The sequence below is a fragment of the Streptomyces sp. NPDC054887 genome (assembly GCF_053610585.1).
In genome coordinates this window covers 1-16,964 of record NZ_JBSGYQ010000045.1, presented here as the reverse complement: position 1 = coordinate 16,964, position 16,964 = coordinate 1, and the positions used below count along the sequence as shown (strand labels likewise).

At 69.3% G+C, this 16,964-nt stretch carries 17 protein-coding genes; 4 read left to right on the top strand and 13 right to left on the bottom strand.

Features of this window, described 5'->3' with window-relative positions:
* Nucleotides 1-59: 59 nt before the first annotated feature.
* Together ACWGH0_RS23775 and ACWGH0_RS23770 are read left to right on the top strand one after the other, a co-directional pair.
* Nucleotides 60-554 carry a hypothetical protein gene (locus ACWGH0_RS23775; protein WP_453406229.1) on the top strand — a complete coding sequence of 165 codons (495 nt, stop codon included), beginning with the start codon at nucleotides 60-62 and terminating at the stop codon, nucleotides 552-554.
* Nucleotides 551-817, top strand: coding sequence for a hypothetical protein (locus ACWGH0_RS23770; RefSeq protein ID WP_453406228.1), 267 nt, complete (start codon nucleotides 551-553; stop codon nucleotides 815-817). Before ACWGH0_RS23775 ends, ACWGH0_RS23770 begins: the two co-directional genes overlap by 4 nt.
* 51 nt (nucleotides 818-868) lie before the next feature.
* Here the strand turns inward: ACWGH0_RS23770 and ACWGH0_RS23765 are convergent, their stop codons facing one another.
* The 13 genes from ACWGH0_RS23765 to ACWGH0_RS23705 all read right to left on the bottom strand — a co-directional run bounded on the left by ACWGH0_RS23765 (nucleotide 869) and on the right by ACWGH0_RS23705 (nucleotide 12,899).
* Entirely contained in the window at nucleotides 869-1,525 is a 657-nt protein-coding gene (locus ACWGH0_RS23765; RefSeq protein WP_453406227.1) for an OmpA family protein, read from the bottom strand.
* 4 nt (nucleotides 1,526-1,529) lie between these two features.
* Nucleotides 1,530-2,132 carry a hypothetical protein gene (locus ACWGH0_RS23760; RefSeq protein WP_453406226.1) on the bottom strand — a complete coding sequence of 201 codons (603 nt, stop codon included), beginning with the start codon at nucleotides 2,130-2,132 and terminating at the stop codon, nucleotides 1,530-1,532.
* Nucleotides 2,133-2,162: 30 nt separating this feature from the next.
* Nucleotides 2,163-2,765, bottom strand: coding sequence for a pilus assembly protein TadG-related protein (locus ACWGH0_RS23755; protein WP_453406265.1), 603 nt, complete (start codon nucleotides 2,763-2,765; stop codon nucleotides 2,163-2,165).
* On the bottom strand, nucleotides 2,765-3,001 hold the full coding sequence (locus tag ACWGH0_RS23750; protein WP_453406225.1) for a hypothetical protein: 237 nt from the start codon (nucleotides 2,999-3,001) through the stop codon (nucleotides 2,765-2,767). Before ACWGH0_RS23750 ends, ACWGH0_RS23755 begins: the two co-directional genes overlap by 1 nt.
* 149 nt (nucleotides 3,002-3,150) lie before the next feature.
* Nucleotides 3,151-4,215 (bottom strand): response regulator, encoded by a 1,065-nt coding sequence (locus ACWGH0_RS23745; RefSeq protein WP_453406224.1) that lies wholly within the window; start codon nucleotides 4,213-4,215, stop codon nucleotides 3,151-3,153.
* A gap of 40 nt (nucleotides 4,216-4,255) precedes the next feature.
* Nucleotides 4,256-5,680, bottom strand: coding sequence for a sensor histidine kinase (locus ACWGH0_RS23740; RefSeq protein ID WP_453406223.1), 1,425 nt, complete (start codon nucleotides 5,678-5,680; stop codon nucleotides 4,256-4,258).
* Nucleotides 5,681-5,685: 5 nt separating this feature from the next.
* Nucleotides 5,686-6,573: a DUF5936 domain-containing protein gene (locus ACWGH0_RS23735; RefSeq protein WP_453406222.1), complete on the bottom strand. Its 888-nt coding sequence runs from the start codon at nucleotides 6,571-6,573 to the stop codon at nucleotides 5,686-5,688.
* Between the two features lie 30 nt (nucleotides 6,574-6,603).
* A complete protein-coding gene (locus ACWGH0_RS23730) occupies nucleotides 6,604-7,539 on the bottom strand; it encodes a type II secretion system F family protein (RefSeq protein WP_453406221.1) in 936 nt (311 codons plus the stop codon).
* Between the two features lie 7 nt (nucleotides 7,540-7,546).
* The gene (locus ACWGH0_RS23725; protein ID WP_453406220.1) at nucleotides 7,547-8,902 is read right to left on the bottom strand and encodes a CpaF family protein; all 1,356 of its coding nucleotides are present in this window, start codon (nucleotides 8,900-8,902) and stop codon (nucleotides 7,547-7,549) included.
* A gap of 82 nt (nucleotides 8,903-8,984) precedes the next feature.
* Nucleotides 8,985-9,368 (bottom strand): TadE/TadG family type IV pilus assembly protein, encoded by a 384-nt coding sequence (locus ACWGH0_RS23720; protein WP_453406219.1) that lies wholly within the window; start codon nucleotides 9,366-9,368, stop codon nucleotides 8,985-8,987.
* Nucleotides 9,365-10,996: an AAA family ATPase gene (locus ACWGH0_RS23715; protein WP_453406218.1), complete on the bottom strand. Its 1,632-nt coding sequence runs from the start codon at nucleotides 10,994-10,996 to the stop codon at nucleotides 9,365-9,367. Before ACWGH0_RS23715 ends, ACWGH0_RS23720 begins: the two co-directional genes overlap by 4 nt.
* 10 nt (nucleotides 10,997-11,006) lie before the next feature.
* The gene (cpaB, locus tag ACWGH0_RS23710) at nucleotides 11,007-11,714 is read right to left on the bottom strand and encodes a Flp pilus assembly protein CpaB (RefSeq protein WP_453406217.1); all 708 of its coding nucleotides are present in this window, start codon (nucleotides 11,712-11,714) and stop codon (nucleotides 11,007-11,009) included.
* A gap of 141 nt (nucleotides 11,715-11,855) precedes the next feature.
* Nucleotides 11,856-12,899 carry a hypothetical protein gene (locus ACWGH0_RS23705; protein WP_453406216.1) on the bottom strand — a complete coding sequence of 348 codons (1,044 nt, stop codon included), beginning with the start codon at nucleotides 12,897-12,899 and terminating at the stop codon, nucleotides 11,856-11,858.
* Nucleotides 12,900-13,713: 814 nt separating this feature from the next.
* Here ACWGH0_RS23705 and ACWGH0_RS23700 point away from each other — a divergent pair.
* The gene (locus ACWGH0_RS23700) at nucleotides 13,714-14,202 is read left to right on the top strand and encodes a hypothetical protein (RefSeq protein ID WP_453406215.1); all 489 of its coding nucleotides are present in this window, start codon (nucleotides 13,714-13,716) and stop codon (nucleotides 14,200-14,202) included.
* A gap of 992 nt (nucleotides 14,203-15,194) precedes the next feature.
* Nucleotides 15,195-16,913: a chitinase gene (locus tag ACWGH0_RS23695; protein ID WP_453406214.1), complete on the top strand. Its 1,719-nt coding sequence runs from the start codon at nucleotides 15,195-15,197 to the stop codon at nucleotides 16,911-16,913.
* Nucleotides 16,914-16,964 lie beyond the last annotated feature (51 nt).

The following is a 16,964-nucleotide window of genomic DNA, read 5'->3' as shown; positions in this document are numbered from 1 at the left end:
GGAGTAGGCGTGGTACCTATTGGCAGCCAACCTATAACGCACGGCCCCAGGAGCCCGCGGTGACCAAGCTGCTGCTGTCCATCCACGTACTCGCGGCGATTCTGGCGATCGGACCGATCGCCGTGGCCGCATCCCTGTTCCCCCGGTACGTCAGGCAGCCCGCGCCCGGCGGTGTGGCGACCGCCGGCGGCAGGGACACCGGTGGGCGGTCCGTCGGGGTTGCCGCATCCCTGCACCGGATATGCCGCGTCTACGCCGTCGCAGGCATCGCTGTGCCGGTCTTCGGGATCGCCACGGCCGTGCAACTCGGCGTACTCACCGACGCCTGGCTGACAACCTCGCTCGCGCTGACGGCGATCGCCGCGGCCGTTCTCGCGCTGGCCATCCTGCCCCGCCAAGCACGTCTGCTCGCGTCGCTCCAAGGGTTGGACGAGCGTGAGGAGCCCGTGCCTGCGGTGGCTCAACTGGCCATGCTGACCGGTGTCTTCAACCTTCTGTGGGCGGTCGTCGTCGTGCTCATGATCGTGCGTCCCGGTTCGACGACGGGAGCGTGACGAGGGTGCGCCTCCTGCTCATCGCGGCCCGTGTCGAGGCCGCCTCCCTCGTCGTCCTGCTGGCGAACCTGCTCACCGCGCACTCGCCGGCGGTCGCCTCACTCGCCGGGCCGCTCCACGGCACGGCGTACCTCGTCGTCATCGCGACCGCTTGGCCTGCCGGGGGCGCCGCCTCGTCCCGCGTGCGGTGGCTCGCCGCCGTCCCCGGCGTCGGCGGCCTGCTCGCCCTTCGCCGGATACGGAACATCCCGTTGGCGGCATGAACGAACGGGCCGAGGGCCGGCCGGCGGCGTGAGCGCGCCGACCGGAACCGGTCAGTTCTCGGGGGCGGAGGCCGGTGCCTCGCCGCGGGGGAACGACACCTCTACGCGCCGGTTCTTCTTCCGGCCCTCTTCGGAATCGTTGTCGGCGATCGGGTAGTCCTCGCTGTACCCGCGGATCTCGAAGGTGACGGAGGAGTCGAGGGACTTGTTCAGCTCCTGCTGAACGGCGTCCGCGCGCTTCTTGGAGAGCACCTTGCCATGCTCGTACGAGCCGAGGTCGTCGGTGAAGCCGAAGACCCGGATCTTGGTCGCCTTCTGGGCGATGATCTCGTCGGCGATGGACTTGATACGGGAGGCGGCCTCCGCGTTGAGCTTCGCACTGTCCTTGCCGAAGAGGACCTCGGCCTGGAGGGCGAACTTCACGTCGGAGTTGGTGTCCTCACGCCGCTCCTCACCACCGAGGTCTTCGACGACGGACTTGATGTCGATCACGCGGGCGGGGGCGAGGGTGCCGCCGTCTGCCAGCTTCAACCCGGGAGAGTTGCCGTCGACCTCTGGGGGCGGGGACGTCGTCGTGCTGCCGGGGGGTGCGCTGGGCGAGGGATCGGCTTGGGCCGCCGTCACCGACAGGCCGGAGAACAGGGCTGCCGTCAGAAGTGTGGCTGTGGCGAAATGCGCGGGGCGACTTCGGGAAAGGTGGGAAGGCATGGCGTCACTCACCGTCAGTGATTTCGATGGCTGCCGGGGGCATGTCGGCAATCTGGAAATCGACCTTGGTGCTGCCGGCCGGCGGGGCGGGGAACTGCGCATACCAGGCCTTCTCGTCACCGCTCCGGAAGCCACCGGAGAACTGAGTGCACAAGCACCGCCCGTCCGTGTCACGCAGCACTAGGTACTTCTTCTTGCCGGCCTTGTCGACCAGCGAAGACCCAGCCATGGAACCCGAATTGTCGGCCAGCTCCCGTTCACTGCCCTGCCAGCCGGGGGCTGACCACCGTCCTCCGCTGCCGTTCTTGACCTTGCCTTCGACGGTGACGAAACCACCCTCATCGCGTACGGCCGAAGTGATCGTCAGAGTGATGTCCTCACCTCCTTGCACCTCGGCCAGGACGGTGTTCTGTTCCGGAGCCTCCGGCTCCTTCTCCTCCGGCTTCTCATCGCCGCCCGCTCCCTTGCCCGAGGGCGAAGAAGTGGCCCCCGAGCTCGGCTTGTCCTCTTCTCCTCCTCCGCATCCGGCCACCGTGAGGACCAAGCCAGTAGTGATCGCCACAGCGGTCAGTGCCCTCCGGGCCTTCATGGAGTACCGCATGCTCATCAAGCTCTTCCTTTTCTCGACATTCGCACTTCACTCAGCCAGATGGACGGAGAACAGATCCCTGGGCTGAGGCAGATCACCGATGACGAAATCCTTGGGATCGATTGTCCAACGACCACTGCCCTCGCAGTCGATCTCGACAAGATCCGACAAGTCACCCCCCGGCACAATGTCACAGCGGGGTTCGATAACGGCGGTGGCATCAGCCTCAGCATGCCTGCTTTCTGTTCCGGGAATAACAGAGTCCCCCACCGTGAATCGGGTGAGAATCTCGGCCTGAAAAGCCGGGTATCCATTGACAACCCTCGGCTCGACGCTCACGAGGTTCGAATCGTTGTCACTGGCCAGCCGCCTTGCGGCAGCTGTGAACCCAACACCGAAGTCGCCCTCAGCCATGAGCCATTTGGGCCACTCCGGCGTGCCAAGAGCGTCGATGAACCCGTCGGTCAACTCGTCGCGCGCGTCCTGGGCAGCCGCAAGGGCTGCGGCGTCAGCCGCGGACTGAGCGCCATTGCGGGCGACGGCGGCCTGAGCGAAGGCGAAATATGCGAACGCAAGAAAGAGCAGACCCCCCACCACCACTACGTACATGGGGAGGGTCTGCCCTCGGTCGCGCCGAAGCGTGCTGCGGATCAGTCGCCGGTGATGTCGGCCACCGCGTCGTCGATCGCGCCAGAAATTGTGTCGTCGAGGTTCAACTCCCGCACTGCCACCACGATCAGTGCGATCACCACGACCAGGCCCGCGTACTCCACGACGCTCGCGCCCTCGTCCGCTCGCTTCTGCATGCGGGTCACGACCGTGTGGCGCCAGTTGCTGATGGCGAGCTGGGCCTTCGTTGCGGTCTTGAGCGTGATGTCCTTCGCCATGGGGTGCCCCTCCGAGGTCGGCCGACGTGTGCGTTTCCGCGATGGTGGAAACGTACGTCGGGGCGGAGGGGGCGGCGCAGGGCCCGTGGGCCCAAGTCTGGGCCCAAAGGCCGGTCTGGGCCTGTCCGGGGGCGGTCGTGCTCGTGTGCTCAGCCATGAGTCGTCGTCCCCCTCGCCGATCCCAGCCACAGCGCGATCGCCTCACTCCGGCTCGCGCTGTGCAGCTTCGCGAAGATGCGGTTGATGTGGTTCTTCACGGTCTTCTCGCTGATGAAGCAGGTGGCGGCGATCTGCTGGTTGCTCATCCCCGAAGCGATCAGGTCCATGACCTCCACCTCCCTCGTACTCAGCCCGAAGTCCTCTGAGTTCCGTGCCCGCTGGGTCTGCCGGTCCGTTGAATACTGTGCCATGTCCGATTGCAGGTGCGAAGTAGTTTCTCGGGATCGCCTCGAATCCGAGACGTTCGGCGCGGGATTGGGCCCTCTGGCGGTGTGTGCAGTCGCATCGGGCGCCGTGGTGTGGCCGGGGACGCGGCTCGTGCCCGTGTACGGGCGGCCCGTGGCGTACGCCGCGCCGAGGCCCTCCGGCAGCGGCTGCGATCCGCCTGCCGCCCCGCCGCCGCGCATGTGGGCCAGCAACGCGTCCTGGGCCGAGGGCGAGAAGTGGGCGCGGCCGTTCTTGATGTCCCGTACGGCGGCGACCAGTTGCTCGGCGGTGAACTCGCCGTGCACCAGGTAGCCGCCCGCGCCCAGCCGCAGCGCCTCCCGCACGATCTCGCTCTCGCGGCTGTACGTGAGCATCAGCACCGGCGCCACCCGTACCAGGTAGGGCAGCGCGGAGATGCCGTCGACGCCCGGCATCCGCACGTCGAGCAGCACCACGTCGGGCCGGTGGTGCTGGGCGGCGGCGAGGGCCTGGCGGCCGTCGGTCGCCTCCGCGACGACCTCCACGTCGTCGCGGCCGCCGAGCAGGACGGTGAGCCCTGCCCGTACGACCGGGTTGTCGTCGGCGACGACCACGCGCAGGAGCGACGGCGGGCCGAAGGGGTCGGGGGACGGATCGGGGAACGCCGCCGCCGGCGGGGGAACGCGGACCCCGGTGGGGGTGTGCTCCGAGCGCGGTTCGACCGTGTGCGACGACGTGTGCTGGGACACGTGGGACGGCGACGACACGGAGGGGCGGGGCCCGGAGTCGTACGAGTTGTCGTCCGGCATGGTGCGGCCTCCTCTCGGGAGAGTGACGGGGGGCGGTGGGTCAGTTCGAGGCCCTCGTCCGTGGGGGCAGGGGCGGCAGTGCGGGCAGGGGCGGCCGCGGGCCGGCGCCCGCCGGTGCCAGCGCCGCCGCCGGGAGTTCCAGGCGTACCTCGGTGCCTCCCGCGCTGCGGCCGCGGCCGATGCTGATGCGCGCGCCGATGCCGGCGGCCCGCTCCACCATGCCGACGAGACCGAAGTGGCCGGCCTTGCGGAGGTCGTCGAGGCTGATGCCGGCGGGCAGGCCCCGGCCGTCGTCGAGGACGCTGATGCGCAGTATTCCGCCGGCCAGGCCGAACTCGACGGTCACCCGGGAGGCGTGCGCGTGGCGGTGACTGTTCTCCATCGCCTCCGTGGCGATGGTCAGGAGGTGGCGTCCGACCGCGTGGGGGACCGTCGGCACCGGGGACGTGCCGCCGATGTCGCGGAACGCCGTGCGGATGCCCGTACGCTTTTCGAAGTCGGCGAGGCGGGCGGCGAGTTCGTCCGCGACGACCACTCCCCCGGTGTCGTAGTCGGCCTGTCTGCGCAGGTCGGACAGGATTTCGCGGGACTCCGCCGCTGCGCGCCGCGCCGACCTGGCGACCATGCCGGCCTGGTGCTTGACGGTCAGCGGGTCCATGCGGTCGGCGGACTGCGCCAGCCCCTCCGCCGCCAGCGCGACGCCGTGCAGGGTCTTGGCGACCGAGTCGTGCATCTCCCGGGCCAGGCGGGCCCGCTCGTCCTCCACCGCGTCCGTGACCGCGAGCCGGGCGTTGGCCTCGGACAGGGCCTGCGTCGCCGCACCGAATCGGAACATCAGGTTCCGGAGGGTGACGCCGATGATGCCCGCCGCCACGCAGAAGCCGCTTATCAGCAGCGTGCTCGCCGGGCTCGCGATCCGTTCCGACCAGGCCGTGTACGCCGCCGCCAGCAGCAGGATCTGGATGGCCGTGAAGATCCCGGCTCCGCGCCAGCCGTACAGCAGGCCCGCGAGGAGCGGCGTGCACACGGTGGCGTACCCGAGGGCCGAGTCGGGTGACGCGGTCAGCAGCAGGACCGAGCCGAACAGCACGTCCACGCCCATCAGCGTGCGGTACTTGATGAGCAGCGGGCCGAAGACCTCCCAGTCCCGCAGCATCGCGTACGAGCCCACGAAGCTGAACACCACCGCCCCGCCGACCAGCCAGCCGCCGAACTGCCCGCCCGCGCGGGCGAGCGCGAAGGGCGCGCCCAGCGCGATCATGGCGAGGCGGAAGCCGAACACCTGGCGGCACAGCGCCTGGAGGGCGTTGATCTGGATCGGGATGCTCGGTGCGGGTACGTCGTCGGCGAGGGCGGACGCGGGGGCCTCTTCGGGCACGGCCGCGCCGCCGTGCAGGGCCGTCGTACCACCTCCCACCGGCGTACGGGGCCCGTGCCGGAGCCGGATCGTGGGAAGCGCCACCATGGCCGTCAGCCGCCGAAGACCGAGCCGAAGTCGGTCTCCGACCCCAGGAACATGTTGGTCACGATGAGGAGCAGCGTCGCCGGGACCATGAAGGCCAGCGTGACGACCGTCGTCTTGGGGATCGCCTTGGCGGCGCGGCGCCGGGAGTTCTGCGCGTCGGTCCGGCGCATGTCGTTGGCGATCTGGATCAGGGTGTCCGCGATCGGAGCGCCGAGTTCCTCGCCCTGTTGGAGGGCGGTCACGAACTGCGAGACCTGCTCGGACTCGTTGCGCCGGCGCAGTTCGTCGAACGCCTGGCGGCGGCTGACACCCATGTCCATCTGGCGCAGGGTGATGCGTACCTCGTCGGCCCAGGGGCCTTCGTACTTCTCCGACACCCGGTCCAGCGCCTGCCGGAAGCCGAGGCCGGCGCTGACGACGACGGCCAGTACGTCGAGGAAGTCGGGCAGGGTCCGCTCGATGACGTCCTTGCGCTCGCGGACGGCCTGCCAGATGGTGACGTCCGCCGCGAAGAGTCCGTAGGCGATGCAGAAGACGCCGAAGAGCGGCAGGTCCTTCAGCAGCAGCACGAGCGCGGAGAGGCCGCCGAACAGGCCGTAGACGGCGCGCCGCGCGGCGTACCGGTCGACGGTGAGGCCGCCCGGGTTGCCCGCCATGTCGATCCTGCGGCGCTTCTTGTCGACCCGCCGGGGGCCCATGAGGCGCAGTACGGCCGGGGCGAAGCGCATGCCGAGGCGGTCGACCGCCGATTCGGGGCCCGAGACGCGCGAGGCGCCGATCTCCAGGGCGACGGCCAGGTCACCGGGGATCTTGGCCTCGGCGCGGTACATCCTGATGCCCTGGAACGCGCCCGCGACGCTCAGCCCGACCACCAGCGCGAGAAGCAGTGCCATGCCGATCCCTCCTGTCTCCCGTACGGGCGGTCAGACGTCGATCTTGCCGAGGCGGCGCATGACGATGAAGCCGAGCGCGTAGAGCCCTATGGCCACGATCACGATGATCTGGCCGACGGGGCTGCCGGTCATGCGGGCCATGGAGCCGGGTGTCACGGAGTTCAGCATGATCATCGCGCCGAGGCCGAGCAGCGGGATCGTGTACGCGGTGGCGTTGACCTCGGCGAGCATCGTGCGGACCTCGCGCCGCGTCTCCTTGCGCTCCTCCAGCGTCTCCGTGAGGTTGCGCAGGGATCCGACGACCGTGCCGCCGGCCCGGTTGGAGAGGACCAGGGTGGTGACGAGGACGACGAGCTCGCGCGACGGAAGGCGCTCGGCGAGTTCTCCCAGGGCGTCGTCGATGGACCGGCCGACCGCGAGCTGGTTGGCCACGCCCGCGAGTTCCTCGCCCGCCGGCGCCTCCAGCTCCTCGGCCGCCATGCTGAGCGCGGTACGCAGGGCCAGCCCGGCGGCGGTCGCGTTGGCGAGTATCCGGGACAGGTCGGGGAGCTGGTTGATGAAGGCTTCGATCCGCTTCTGCCGCTGCCAGTTGAGGAACGCGCTGCCTCCCCAGAGGGCGACCAGGCCGGCGACGGGCCCGAAGAAGGGGGCCAGGACCGAGGAGGCGATCAGCCAGAGCGCCGCGACGCCGACGACCATGTAGACGAAGAACTCGCCCGCCGTCAGATCCAGCCCGGTGGCCGAGAGCCGTACGTGGATCCTCTTGCCCAGAGCGGTCCTGCGCAGCCGCCGGTCGACGGCCGTGAACCGCCGCTGTCGTCCCGCCGAGTGCGGGCCGGTGATGGCCAGGCGGTCGACGAGGGCGGCGCGCTGGGCCTTGCCCGACACGTACGTGTGAAGCCCGGCGACGGCGAAGGCGCCGCAGAGCAGCGTGCTGCCGATCGCCAGCATTGCGGGATTGTTCATCGCGTACCTACTGGGCCTCTCGTACGTAGAGCGGATTGAGCGGATCGAGCGGATCACCGAGGTCCGCCACGCCGAAGGCGGGCGGGATCGGCTCGTTCGCCAGGTGCAGCCGGTCCGCGATGCGGCGGGGCAGCCCCAGGTGTTCGAACCGGCCGTGGACGACGCGGTCCGCGCTCATCGGCTGGGCGAGGTAGCGCGACACCGGGGCGATCTGGAACCGCTCGCGGCCGTGGGACACCAGGATCGCGATCTCGCTGATCTTGCGGGAGCCGTCGGCCATGCGGGCCAGCTGCACGATGACGTCGACGGCGCTGTTGATCTGGTCCCGGAGCGCCTCGAACGGAATCTCCACCTCCGACATCGAGCCGAGGGTCTGCAGGCGCATCAGCGCGTCCTCGGCGCTGTTGGCGTGGACGGTCGCGAGCGAACCGTCGTGGCCGGTCGACATGGCCTGGAGCATGTCGAGCGTCTCACCGCCGCGCACCTCACCGACGATGATGCGGTCGGGGCGCATACGCAGGGAGTTGCGTACGAGATCGCGGATCGTGATCTGGCCCTTGCCCTCGACGTTGGGCGGGCGCGTCTCCAGGCGGATGACGTGCGCCTGCTGGAGCTGGAGCTCGGCCGCGTCCTCGACGGTGATGATGCGTTCGTGGTCGGGGATGAGCCCGGAGAGCGCGTTGAGCAGCGTGGTCTTCCCGGAACCCGTACCGCCGGACACGATGACGTTGAACCGGGCCCGTACCAGAGCCGACAGCAGAAGCAGCATCTGCTCGTCGAGCGTGCCGAGGCCGATCAGCTCCTGGAGGCGGTACGCCCGCGGGAATCGGCGGATCGTGAGCGTCGGGCCGGTGAGGGACAGCGGCGGGATGATGACGTTGACGCGCTCGCCGGACGGCAGGCGGGCGTCGACCATCGGGTTCGACTCGTCGACGCGGCGGTTGACCGTCGAGACGATGCGCTCGATGGTCTGCATGAGCTGCTCGTTCGACGCGAAACGCATGGGGAGCTGCTCGACGCGCCCGGCCCGCTCGACGAAGATCGAGTCGGGGCCGTTCACCATGATCTCGGTGATGGACGCGTCTTCGAGGAGCGGCTCCAGGACGCCCAGCCCGAGCGCCTCGTCGACGACCCGGCGGATGAGCTGCGAACGCTCGGCCGTGGAGAGGACGGGCCCCTCACGGCTGATGATGTGGGCGAGGACGCGCTCCAGCCGGGCACGCCGCTCGCCGGCCGCGAGCGAGGACATCTCCGCGAGGTCGATCTCCTCGAGCAGCTTGGTCCGGTAGGTGGCGACCAGGTGGCCGTCCTCCCGCCCTCCCGCGTGCTCTTCGGGGGCGGTGATGCGTGCCCGCAGACTCATGTGCGTCACTCCTCGGTGGTGCGGATCGCTCGTGCGGCTTCCGTACGGGTGTCTCCTGGGCGCCTCTCCCATCGGGCGGGGGTTACCGGTCCTCCTGGTCGGCGGGCATCGTGACCGAGCGATCGACCGTGCCGAAGTCCTCGATGCCGGGGACGACCGAGGGGATCTGGACCGTGGCCTTGGCGGTGACATTGCCACTGAACGTGATCTCGGTGGCGTCGGCCAGCCAGTCGCTCATCGCCGCCTTGCCGGTGACCACGCCCTGCCCCCCGTACTCCTCCTGCGCCTCCGTACGGGCCGCCGCGCGCGCCGCCGTGCCCGCCTGGGAGGCGGCGTAACCCACGATGCCGAGCTGGATGCCGGCCATGGCGACGATCAGCAGGATGGGCAGGAAGCCGGCGAACTCCAGGATGGCCGCTCCCCGGTCGCGTTCCCGCCCGACGATCCGGCGCAGTAGACGTCTCACGGCCCGTCCCCTTCCCTCGCGGCGCCCGCACTGCCTGTCACGTCCCACGGGAAGCTGCCGGCTCCGGGGAAGAGGACGGGGGTGTTGAGTTCCACCCTCGCCTTCCACAGGTTGCCTTCCGGTACGCAGCTGATTTCCCCGGCGTCGTCCCGCCACGCGGACGGCAGATGTTCCGTGGCCGCGGCCTCGCAGGCCGCCTGTCCGGAGCCGCCGGTCGTGGCCGCCGCCGTGGCCGCCCGCGCGCCCTCGTCCGCCGCGTTGCCCGCCAGGGAGAACGTGTAGCCGAACAGGACCGCCTGCCACATCGCGACCATGACGAAGATGATCAGAGGCGCCATGCCCGCGAGCTCGACCGTGACCGCGCCCCGGTCGCGGTCCTTGCCCCGCCCCCGGAACCCGATCGCCCCGCGGTCGCTCCGCAGCAGCCTCCCGGCACCCTTGCTCCCCGAGCCCGCGACCGGTTTCACCAGACTCAGCTCGCCGGCCAGCGCCCACAGGGCCTGCCGGACCGTGCCACGGCTGTCCAGATCCTGCATGCGGCCGGCATCCGTCGCCGCCTGCAACTCCTTGAAGTTGGCGGGGATCGCGGCCCGTGCGACCTTCGTGCCGGTGATCCGCTCGACCAGCGGCGGCTGGATCTCCGTATTGCGGTTGTGCCGGTTGACGACGGTGGTCGTCTCCTCCGCCTTGCGGATCTGGAGCCGGTCCCACATCCGCACCATGCGCTTGGCCGCCCGTACGGCCACCACGTCCGGCGTGACGACGAGCAGCGCCTCGTCGGCCATCTCGACGGCGGCCGCGTTCGCGCTGTTCATCTGCGTACCGCAGTCGACGACCACGACCTCGTAGCGGTTGCGCAGCGCGCTCACCACCTGCCGCGCCACCCGGTCGGTGACCTCCTCGCCGCGCTCCCCCTCGGCGGGGGCGAGCACCAGGCTGATGCCCGTGGGGTGCGAGAAGACGGCGTCCTGGAGCACGCGCGGTGAGATGTCGGCGATGCCGGCCAGGTCGACGATCGAACGGCGGAACTGCACGTCCAGGTACGACGCCACGTCACCCGACTGCAGGTCGAGGTCCACCAGCGCGACCGTACGCCCCGACGCCTTCGCCGCGAGGGCGAGCTGTACGGCGACGACCGTGGCACCGGTGCCGCCCTTCGCGCCCGTCACCGTCACCACCGTGCCGCCGGGTCCCGCGAACACGTCCGGACCGGTGCCCAGGTGGCGGCGTACGCCCGTGGACCAGGAGGCGGCGCCCTGGACGCGGGCCGCCAGCTCCTCGTAACCGAGCGGCAGTCCGACCAGCCCCCGCGCGCCGGAGTCCATGGCAGCCGTGAAGAGCGCCGGACCGGTGTCGGCGGTGACGAGGACGACGCCGACCGCCGGAAAGCGGAGCGCGACCTCACGGATCAGTTCCAGCGCGGGCACGGGACCGATGCGCTCGTGCACGAGGACGACCTCGGGCAGCTCGTCGAGCGATTCGCCCGCGAGCCTCGCCAGGGTGTCGAGGAGCGACGTCGAGTCGATGACGGGCGCGGCGGGTTCGGCGTCGGGGAGCTGGCTGAGGAGGGTGGTGATGGCGCGGGCGGCGTCAGGGTCGCCGACCGCCGGGAGGATACGAGTCGTCATACGCCGGTCCTCACTTGTCCCCGTCGAGGGTGTACTCACGGTCGCGCGGCGAGATCGTGGTGTCGCTGCCGTCGGCCACGAGGGCCAGGCGCACGTGCTGGGCGAAGGACTCCGCGTACGCCACACGCTGGGCGTCGAGCGTGTTCAGGGCGAAAGTGATCGGTACGGCGTCCTTGGCGCGGCGGCTGCGGTCGTTGGCGCCGGGCTCAAGAGCCGTGATCCTGCCTACGTCCAGCACGCGCGCGCCGGAGACGATGACCTGGGACTTGTCGGGCTGCCCCTCGTCCTCGCCCTCGAACGTGGCGAAGATGTTCACTCTCGCACCCGGATTGATCTTGCCGGCGACACCGGTGGCGGCGTCGATCATGATCGCGATCTCCTGCTCCCCGGAACCGAGTTCCGGCTTCTTCACGATCATGTCGCTCTGGAGGAGCGACCCCTTCTGGAGCTGAGTCACCGCGATCTTGCCGCGTACCTCCCCGATATCGGTCACGGCATTGGCGGAAAGCCACCGCTTCGGCATCGAGATCTTCTCGAACTGGCCCGGTTCGAGCTGCTTGTACGGTGCCACGTCGTCCTTGAGCCGGTACGCCGAGACTTCCGGGCCCACCTTCGAGTTCACATCACTGATCACCGAGAGCACGCCGGCGAACGCCCCGAAGGCGCAGAGAACCGACAGGAGCAGCAGAATGACACCGCGGCGCTGACGTGAGTTCATGGAGTCGGGCTACCTCGATCAGGAACGGGAACGTCGGATCAACGGACTGACTGAAGGTTGGACGGCCTGAAGGTCTGTGGGTCTGAAGGTTGGAAAGTCTGAGGGTCGGAAGGTCTGAGGGATATCGTGCCCCGCGCGACGCTACGGCGACCCCTGGTTCAGGACACCGACCGCACGGGATTGGTTCTCGGGCGGGGTGAGGGGGGAGCAGCAGAAACCGCAGCGGTCACCGATGAGTTCGACACCGCACCAGCGGCACTTCTCGCGCCGCACGGAGGCGACCAACTGGTAGAGCACGGAGATGTCCGGCAGGAACGCCGTGAACTCGATCATCTTCGCCGTGCCCCACCAGCGCGGGGAGTCGTCGGGCAGCCCGATTTCGTGCACACCGGACACCTGCCAGGCGGGTGCGAGGACACCGGTGACCCAGTCGGACGCGAGGGAACCCCGCCCGACGAGAAGCTGAGTCGCGAACTGGGGACCGGCTAGGCCGGCTGGGGTGGCGGTGATTCCGGCTGCGGATACGGAGGCCGTGGATCCGGTGCGGGTGGTGAGGGCGCCTGCGGGGGCGGTGCGAGAGCTGTTGCGGTTGGTGTTGGTGTTGCGGTGGCTGTTGCTGTTGCTGTTATTGCTACGGCTGCTGCCCGTGCCGGTGGCGTGGTTGCTGCCGCCGCTGCTGCTGATCTTGACCAACTGCGGTTCAGGGTTGGTCAGTACGGCGAACTGCGTGCCCGGCATCCACGACTTCGCGTGCGACTTGAGGCTGACGGGAACTCGGTCGAGCTTGGTGACGGAGTTGAGCAGCGCGCCGGAGTAGATGTAGTGCGAGAGAAGCCTGGCGGCCGAGGCGACGACACCCGCGCTGAAGTCGCAGATGGACAACTGCCGCAGTTGGCGGCCCAGTACGGCGATCCCGAGCGGTGGCAGATCCAGTTTCAGCAGTGCGAGCCGGTCGGTCTCCAGCATCGAACGGAGGGTGTGGAGACGGCGCTCGTGAGCAGCTGAAATGGAGGCCGGATAGACGGCAACGACGTATCCGTACCGCTCCAGCATGACGTGCATGTCGACGAGCGCTGCTTCGAGCGGCTGATCCTCGGGAGCCTGGAGCAGGGCTGCGGTGGGGGTCTGCTGATCGGTCGGCGGCAACACCAAATCGGCGCTGGTGACTGCGATCGCGGTCGGCACGTTGGTTTCCCCGTTCACTCCGTACGCCGCTGATCCCGGCGGCGTCCGCAGATCGATGCTGCTCCGTCGTGCTGCACCAGCACTTTATCCACGGCCTACGTGGCGGAGAACACTTTTCCTTTTTCTCATACGGGGGTGTGGAGGGGGTGGAGGTTAGGCGGGTGGTGACTGGGGCCGGGGATGGGGTGGCTGGTTGACCACCCGTTGCTTCTGGGGGGTGTGGGGCCGTCCCCGGGCGCTTGAGTGTCGGTGGGCCGGGGCGGCGCGTCAAGGGCGCTCCTACGTCGCGTCGCTGCGCGATGGACCTACGGCCCACCCTTGACCCACCACCCCGTCCCACCGCAAACGCTTATAGGGGGACGACGCCAGGAAAAACGCCCTGCACGGGAGCGGGGACAGGGGCGGGCGTTTGACTGGTGGCTGTGAGGTGCGTGGGTGGGTGCGCGGTCGGTTCTGGGGCGGCTCGGCCCCTGTCTCGGCGGGTGCGACGACGGCCGCTGGTGCGACACCGACATTGCAACCCACACGCACACCCACGCCAGTGGACGACGAGCCGATCGGGGCGACCTGCTGGCCGGTTGGATGAGGGGTGGGCTTGCCCCGGGGAATCGGGGTAGCCGGTGGCGGAGGTAAGCGGCCGAGGCCGGCGGGTCGGAGGGTCGGAGGGTCGGAGAGGAGAATGGTTCGAAACCCACACATGACACGAGCAGCCGCCCCTACTTACCCCTATGGGCGATATGCGCGATCGGCGCACGCTCAGTCGCATGCCATATGTGGAGTTCGTTGCACGCCTCCGGAGAGACCGGGAACCGACATGTCAGTTCACTACCCGTACCGCATAAGAAGCAACGAAGCGGATCACTTCCTCATCTGGCGTCCCGGGGAGGGCGACTTCCCCGACCAGTTCATGACTGACAACGGTGGACGGCCCTGGTCTCTCCACGACCGGACGACGTTGCAGAAGACGTGCGACCGCGAGGGCTGGGAGCTCAACTGGGAGGGGGAGGGGTCCCTTGACCTGACAGCCGTACGGCGGTGGGTCGAGGGATCCGACCGCGACTCCCCCTCCGCAGAATTGCTACTGGAGGCGTGGAACTTCTTCGACGACCTCTCGTACAGCACGCGGACCGGCACCACCCTCCCTTCACGGGGGCCGACGCAAGACAACGCGTACGAGAAGCTCTTCGCCGGTGACTCCCCTCCAGCGAACGGCGTCTCGGAGTCATGGACCGAGGAAGAGACAGCAGCAGTCCGCGAACTGCTGCGCGCCGGCCTGGACCTGTGGAGGACTGACGGCCAGTGACGTGAGGTCTCAGGAACGACGATGCCGATCACCACAGTGCTGGTCCTGATACGGCAGGTGGGTTGAGATCTGAGGCAATGTGCAGCCAGACAGCACGCGCGTCGACGGATTCGAAGGATTGGCGATCGACGGATCGACGGATTCACGGGTCGACGGATCCACAGGGCGACGGAGCGACGGAGCGACGGGGCGGATACCCCGCACGTGGGGATGGGACGAACTCCGCACTTGGCGAGGGAGGGACGCCTCGCACGCCTCGTCCGTTACGGCAGTCACAGCCGTAACGCGTCCCGCAATCATTTGCGGCTTTCGACCCACAACACGGTTCACCACGAGCCACACAGTCACAACAAGCCACATCCCGCAGCCGCATCCCGCATGGACGCGCCCGCAGGAGCAAAGGTCGCTCCATCCCCGTCGCCTGCATGACCATCCGCACGTCGCCCGCAGGCGGTCCGCTTCCCGGCCGGTGTGCTGGCGCGGGTCGCAATGGTGGTGTCGCACCAACGGCCGTTCCCGTCAGCCGCTTAGCCAGGGGCCGCACCACCCCAGAAGCGACCGCGCCCCACCCACCGGCCCGCCGCCCGGCGACGGCGTACGGCCACTCACCGAGCCTTTCCCGTGGGCTCCCCCCCGGGGGCCGCCCCCCTCAAGCCTTGCGTCGGAGGTTCGGCGGTCAAGGGTGGAGCGCAGCGGAATCGCCGTAGGCGACGCGACGCAGGAGCGCCCTTGAGGGGCGGGCCTCCGACGCCACCCTCCAGAAAGGCGGCCCCCACACCAGAAAGAACCAACGCCCCAGGCCCATCGAAGCCCCCCGCCCGTCACCCCCACCCCCGCCGCACCCCATCCACCCATCCCCACCCCCCGCTCCTGCCAGAGGTCTTGACAAGCGAATTGGTCTGAACCATTTTAACGACCAACAACGCACGACCAACAAACGGTGGCCACCGTCTCAGCGACTCCTCCCCACACTCCCCCACCGGAGGCAGCAAGTGGACCGCCCAGCCCTTCCCCTCATAGCCCTCACCGCCGCCACCCTCCTCACCGCCGGGCTGGCCGCCCCCGCCGCCCAAGCCACCACCGCCACCACCTCCACCACCACCGCCGCCACCGCCGACGTCAACGTCGTGAAGAACGCCGGCTTCGAGGCCGGGCTCAGTAACTGGGCCTGCTCCGCAGGCAGCGGCACCACCGTCTCTTCCCCCACCCACGGTGGTGCCGCTGCCCTCAAGGCCGCCCCGGGCGGCCAGGACAACGCCCGCTGTACGCAGACCGTCGCCGTCAAGCCCGGTGCGACGTACACGCTCAGCGCCTGGGTCCAGGGCGGGTACGCGTACCTCGGCGCGAGCGGTACCGGGACCACGGACGTGTCCACCTGGACGCCCGACTCGGCCGGCTGGAAGCAGCTCACCACCAGCTTCAAGGCCGGCCCCTCCACCACTTCCGTGACGGTCTACACACACGGCTGGTACGGCCAGAGCGCCTACTACGTCGACGACGTGTCCGTCTTCGGACCCGACGGGGGTGGTGGCACCGACCCCGAGCCGGGGATCCCCGCCACCCCGGCCGGGCTCACGGTCGGCGCGACGACGGCGTCGTCCGTTGCCCTGTCGTGGTCGGGCGTCAGTGGCGCCACCGGGTACAACGTCTACCGCGGGGGTACGAAGGTCCAGTCGGTGAGCGGGACCTCGGCGACTGTGGGCGGGCTGGCCGCGGACACCGCGTACGAGTTCCAGGTCAGCGCGACCAATGCGGCCGGGGAGTCGGCCAAGTCGGCCTCCGTGAGCGGCCGGACCGCACCCGGGGGCGGTACCGGTCCCGGGCCGGCCGTGCCGAAGCACGCGCTGACCGGTTACTGGCAGAACTTCGACAACGGCGCGACCGTGCAGAAGCTCCGCGACGTGCAGGCGCAGTACGACATCATCGCCGTCTCGTTCGCCGACTCGACCGCCACGCCGGGACAGATCGTCTTCAACCTCGATCCGGCCGTCGGATACGCGAGCGTCGCCGACTTCAAGGCGGACATCGCCGCGAAGAAAGCCGCCGGCAAGTCGGTGATCATCTCGGTGGGCGGGGAGAAGGGCAACGTCACCATCAACAGTGACGCGTCCGCGACCGCCTTCGCCAACAGCGCCTACGCGCTCATGCAGGAGTACGGTTTCAACGGTGTCGACATCGACCTCGAACACGGGATCAACTCGACGTATCTGACGAAGGCACTGCGGCAGCTGTCCGCGAAGGCGGGCTCAGGGCTCGTGCTCACCATGGCGCCGCAGACCATCGACATGCAGAACACCGGGACCGAGTACTTCAAGACGGCGCTCGCGGTGAAGGACATTCTGACCGTCGTCAACATGCAGTACTACAACAGCGGGTCCATGCTCGGGTGCGACGGCAAGGTGTACTCGCAGGGGTCCGTCGACTTCCTCACCGCGCTGGCCTGCATCCAGTTGGAGGGCGGCCTCGCTCCGAGCCAGGTCGGGATCGGCGTGCCGGCGTCCACGCGGGGCGCGGGCAGTGGGTACGTCGCGCCGTCCGTCGTGAACGCCGCCCTGGACTGCCTGACCCGGGGCACCAACTGCGGTTCCTTCAAGCCCGCCAGGACGTACCCCGGTCTGCGCGGTGCGATGACCTGGTCCACGAACTGGGACGCCACGGCCGGCAACGCCTGGTCCAACGCGGTGGGACCGCACGTGCACAACCTGCCGTAACAGCGGGCAGGGCGGGTGCGTCGGGGCCCCCCGGTGTACCGGGGCGCCGCC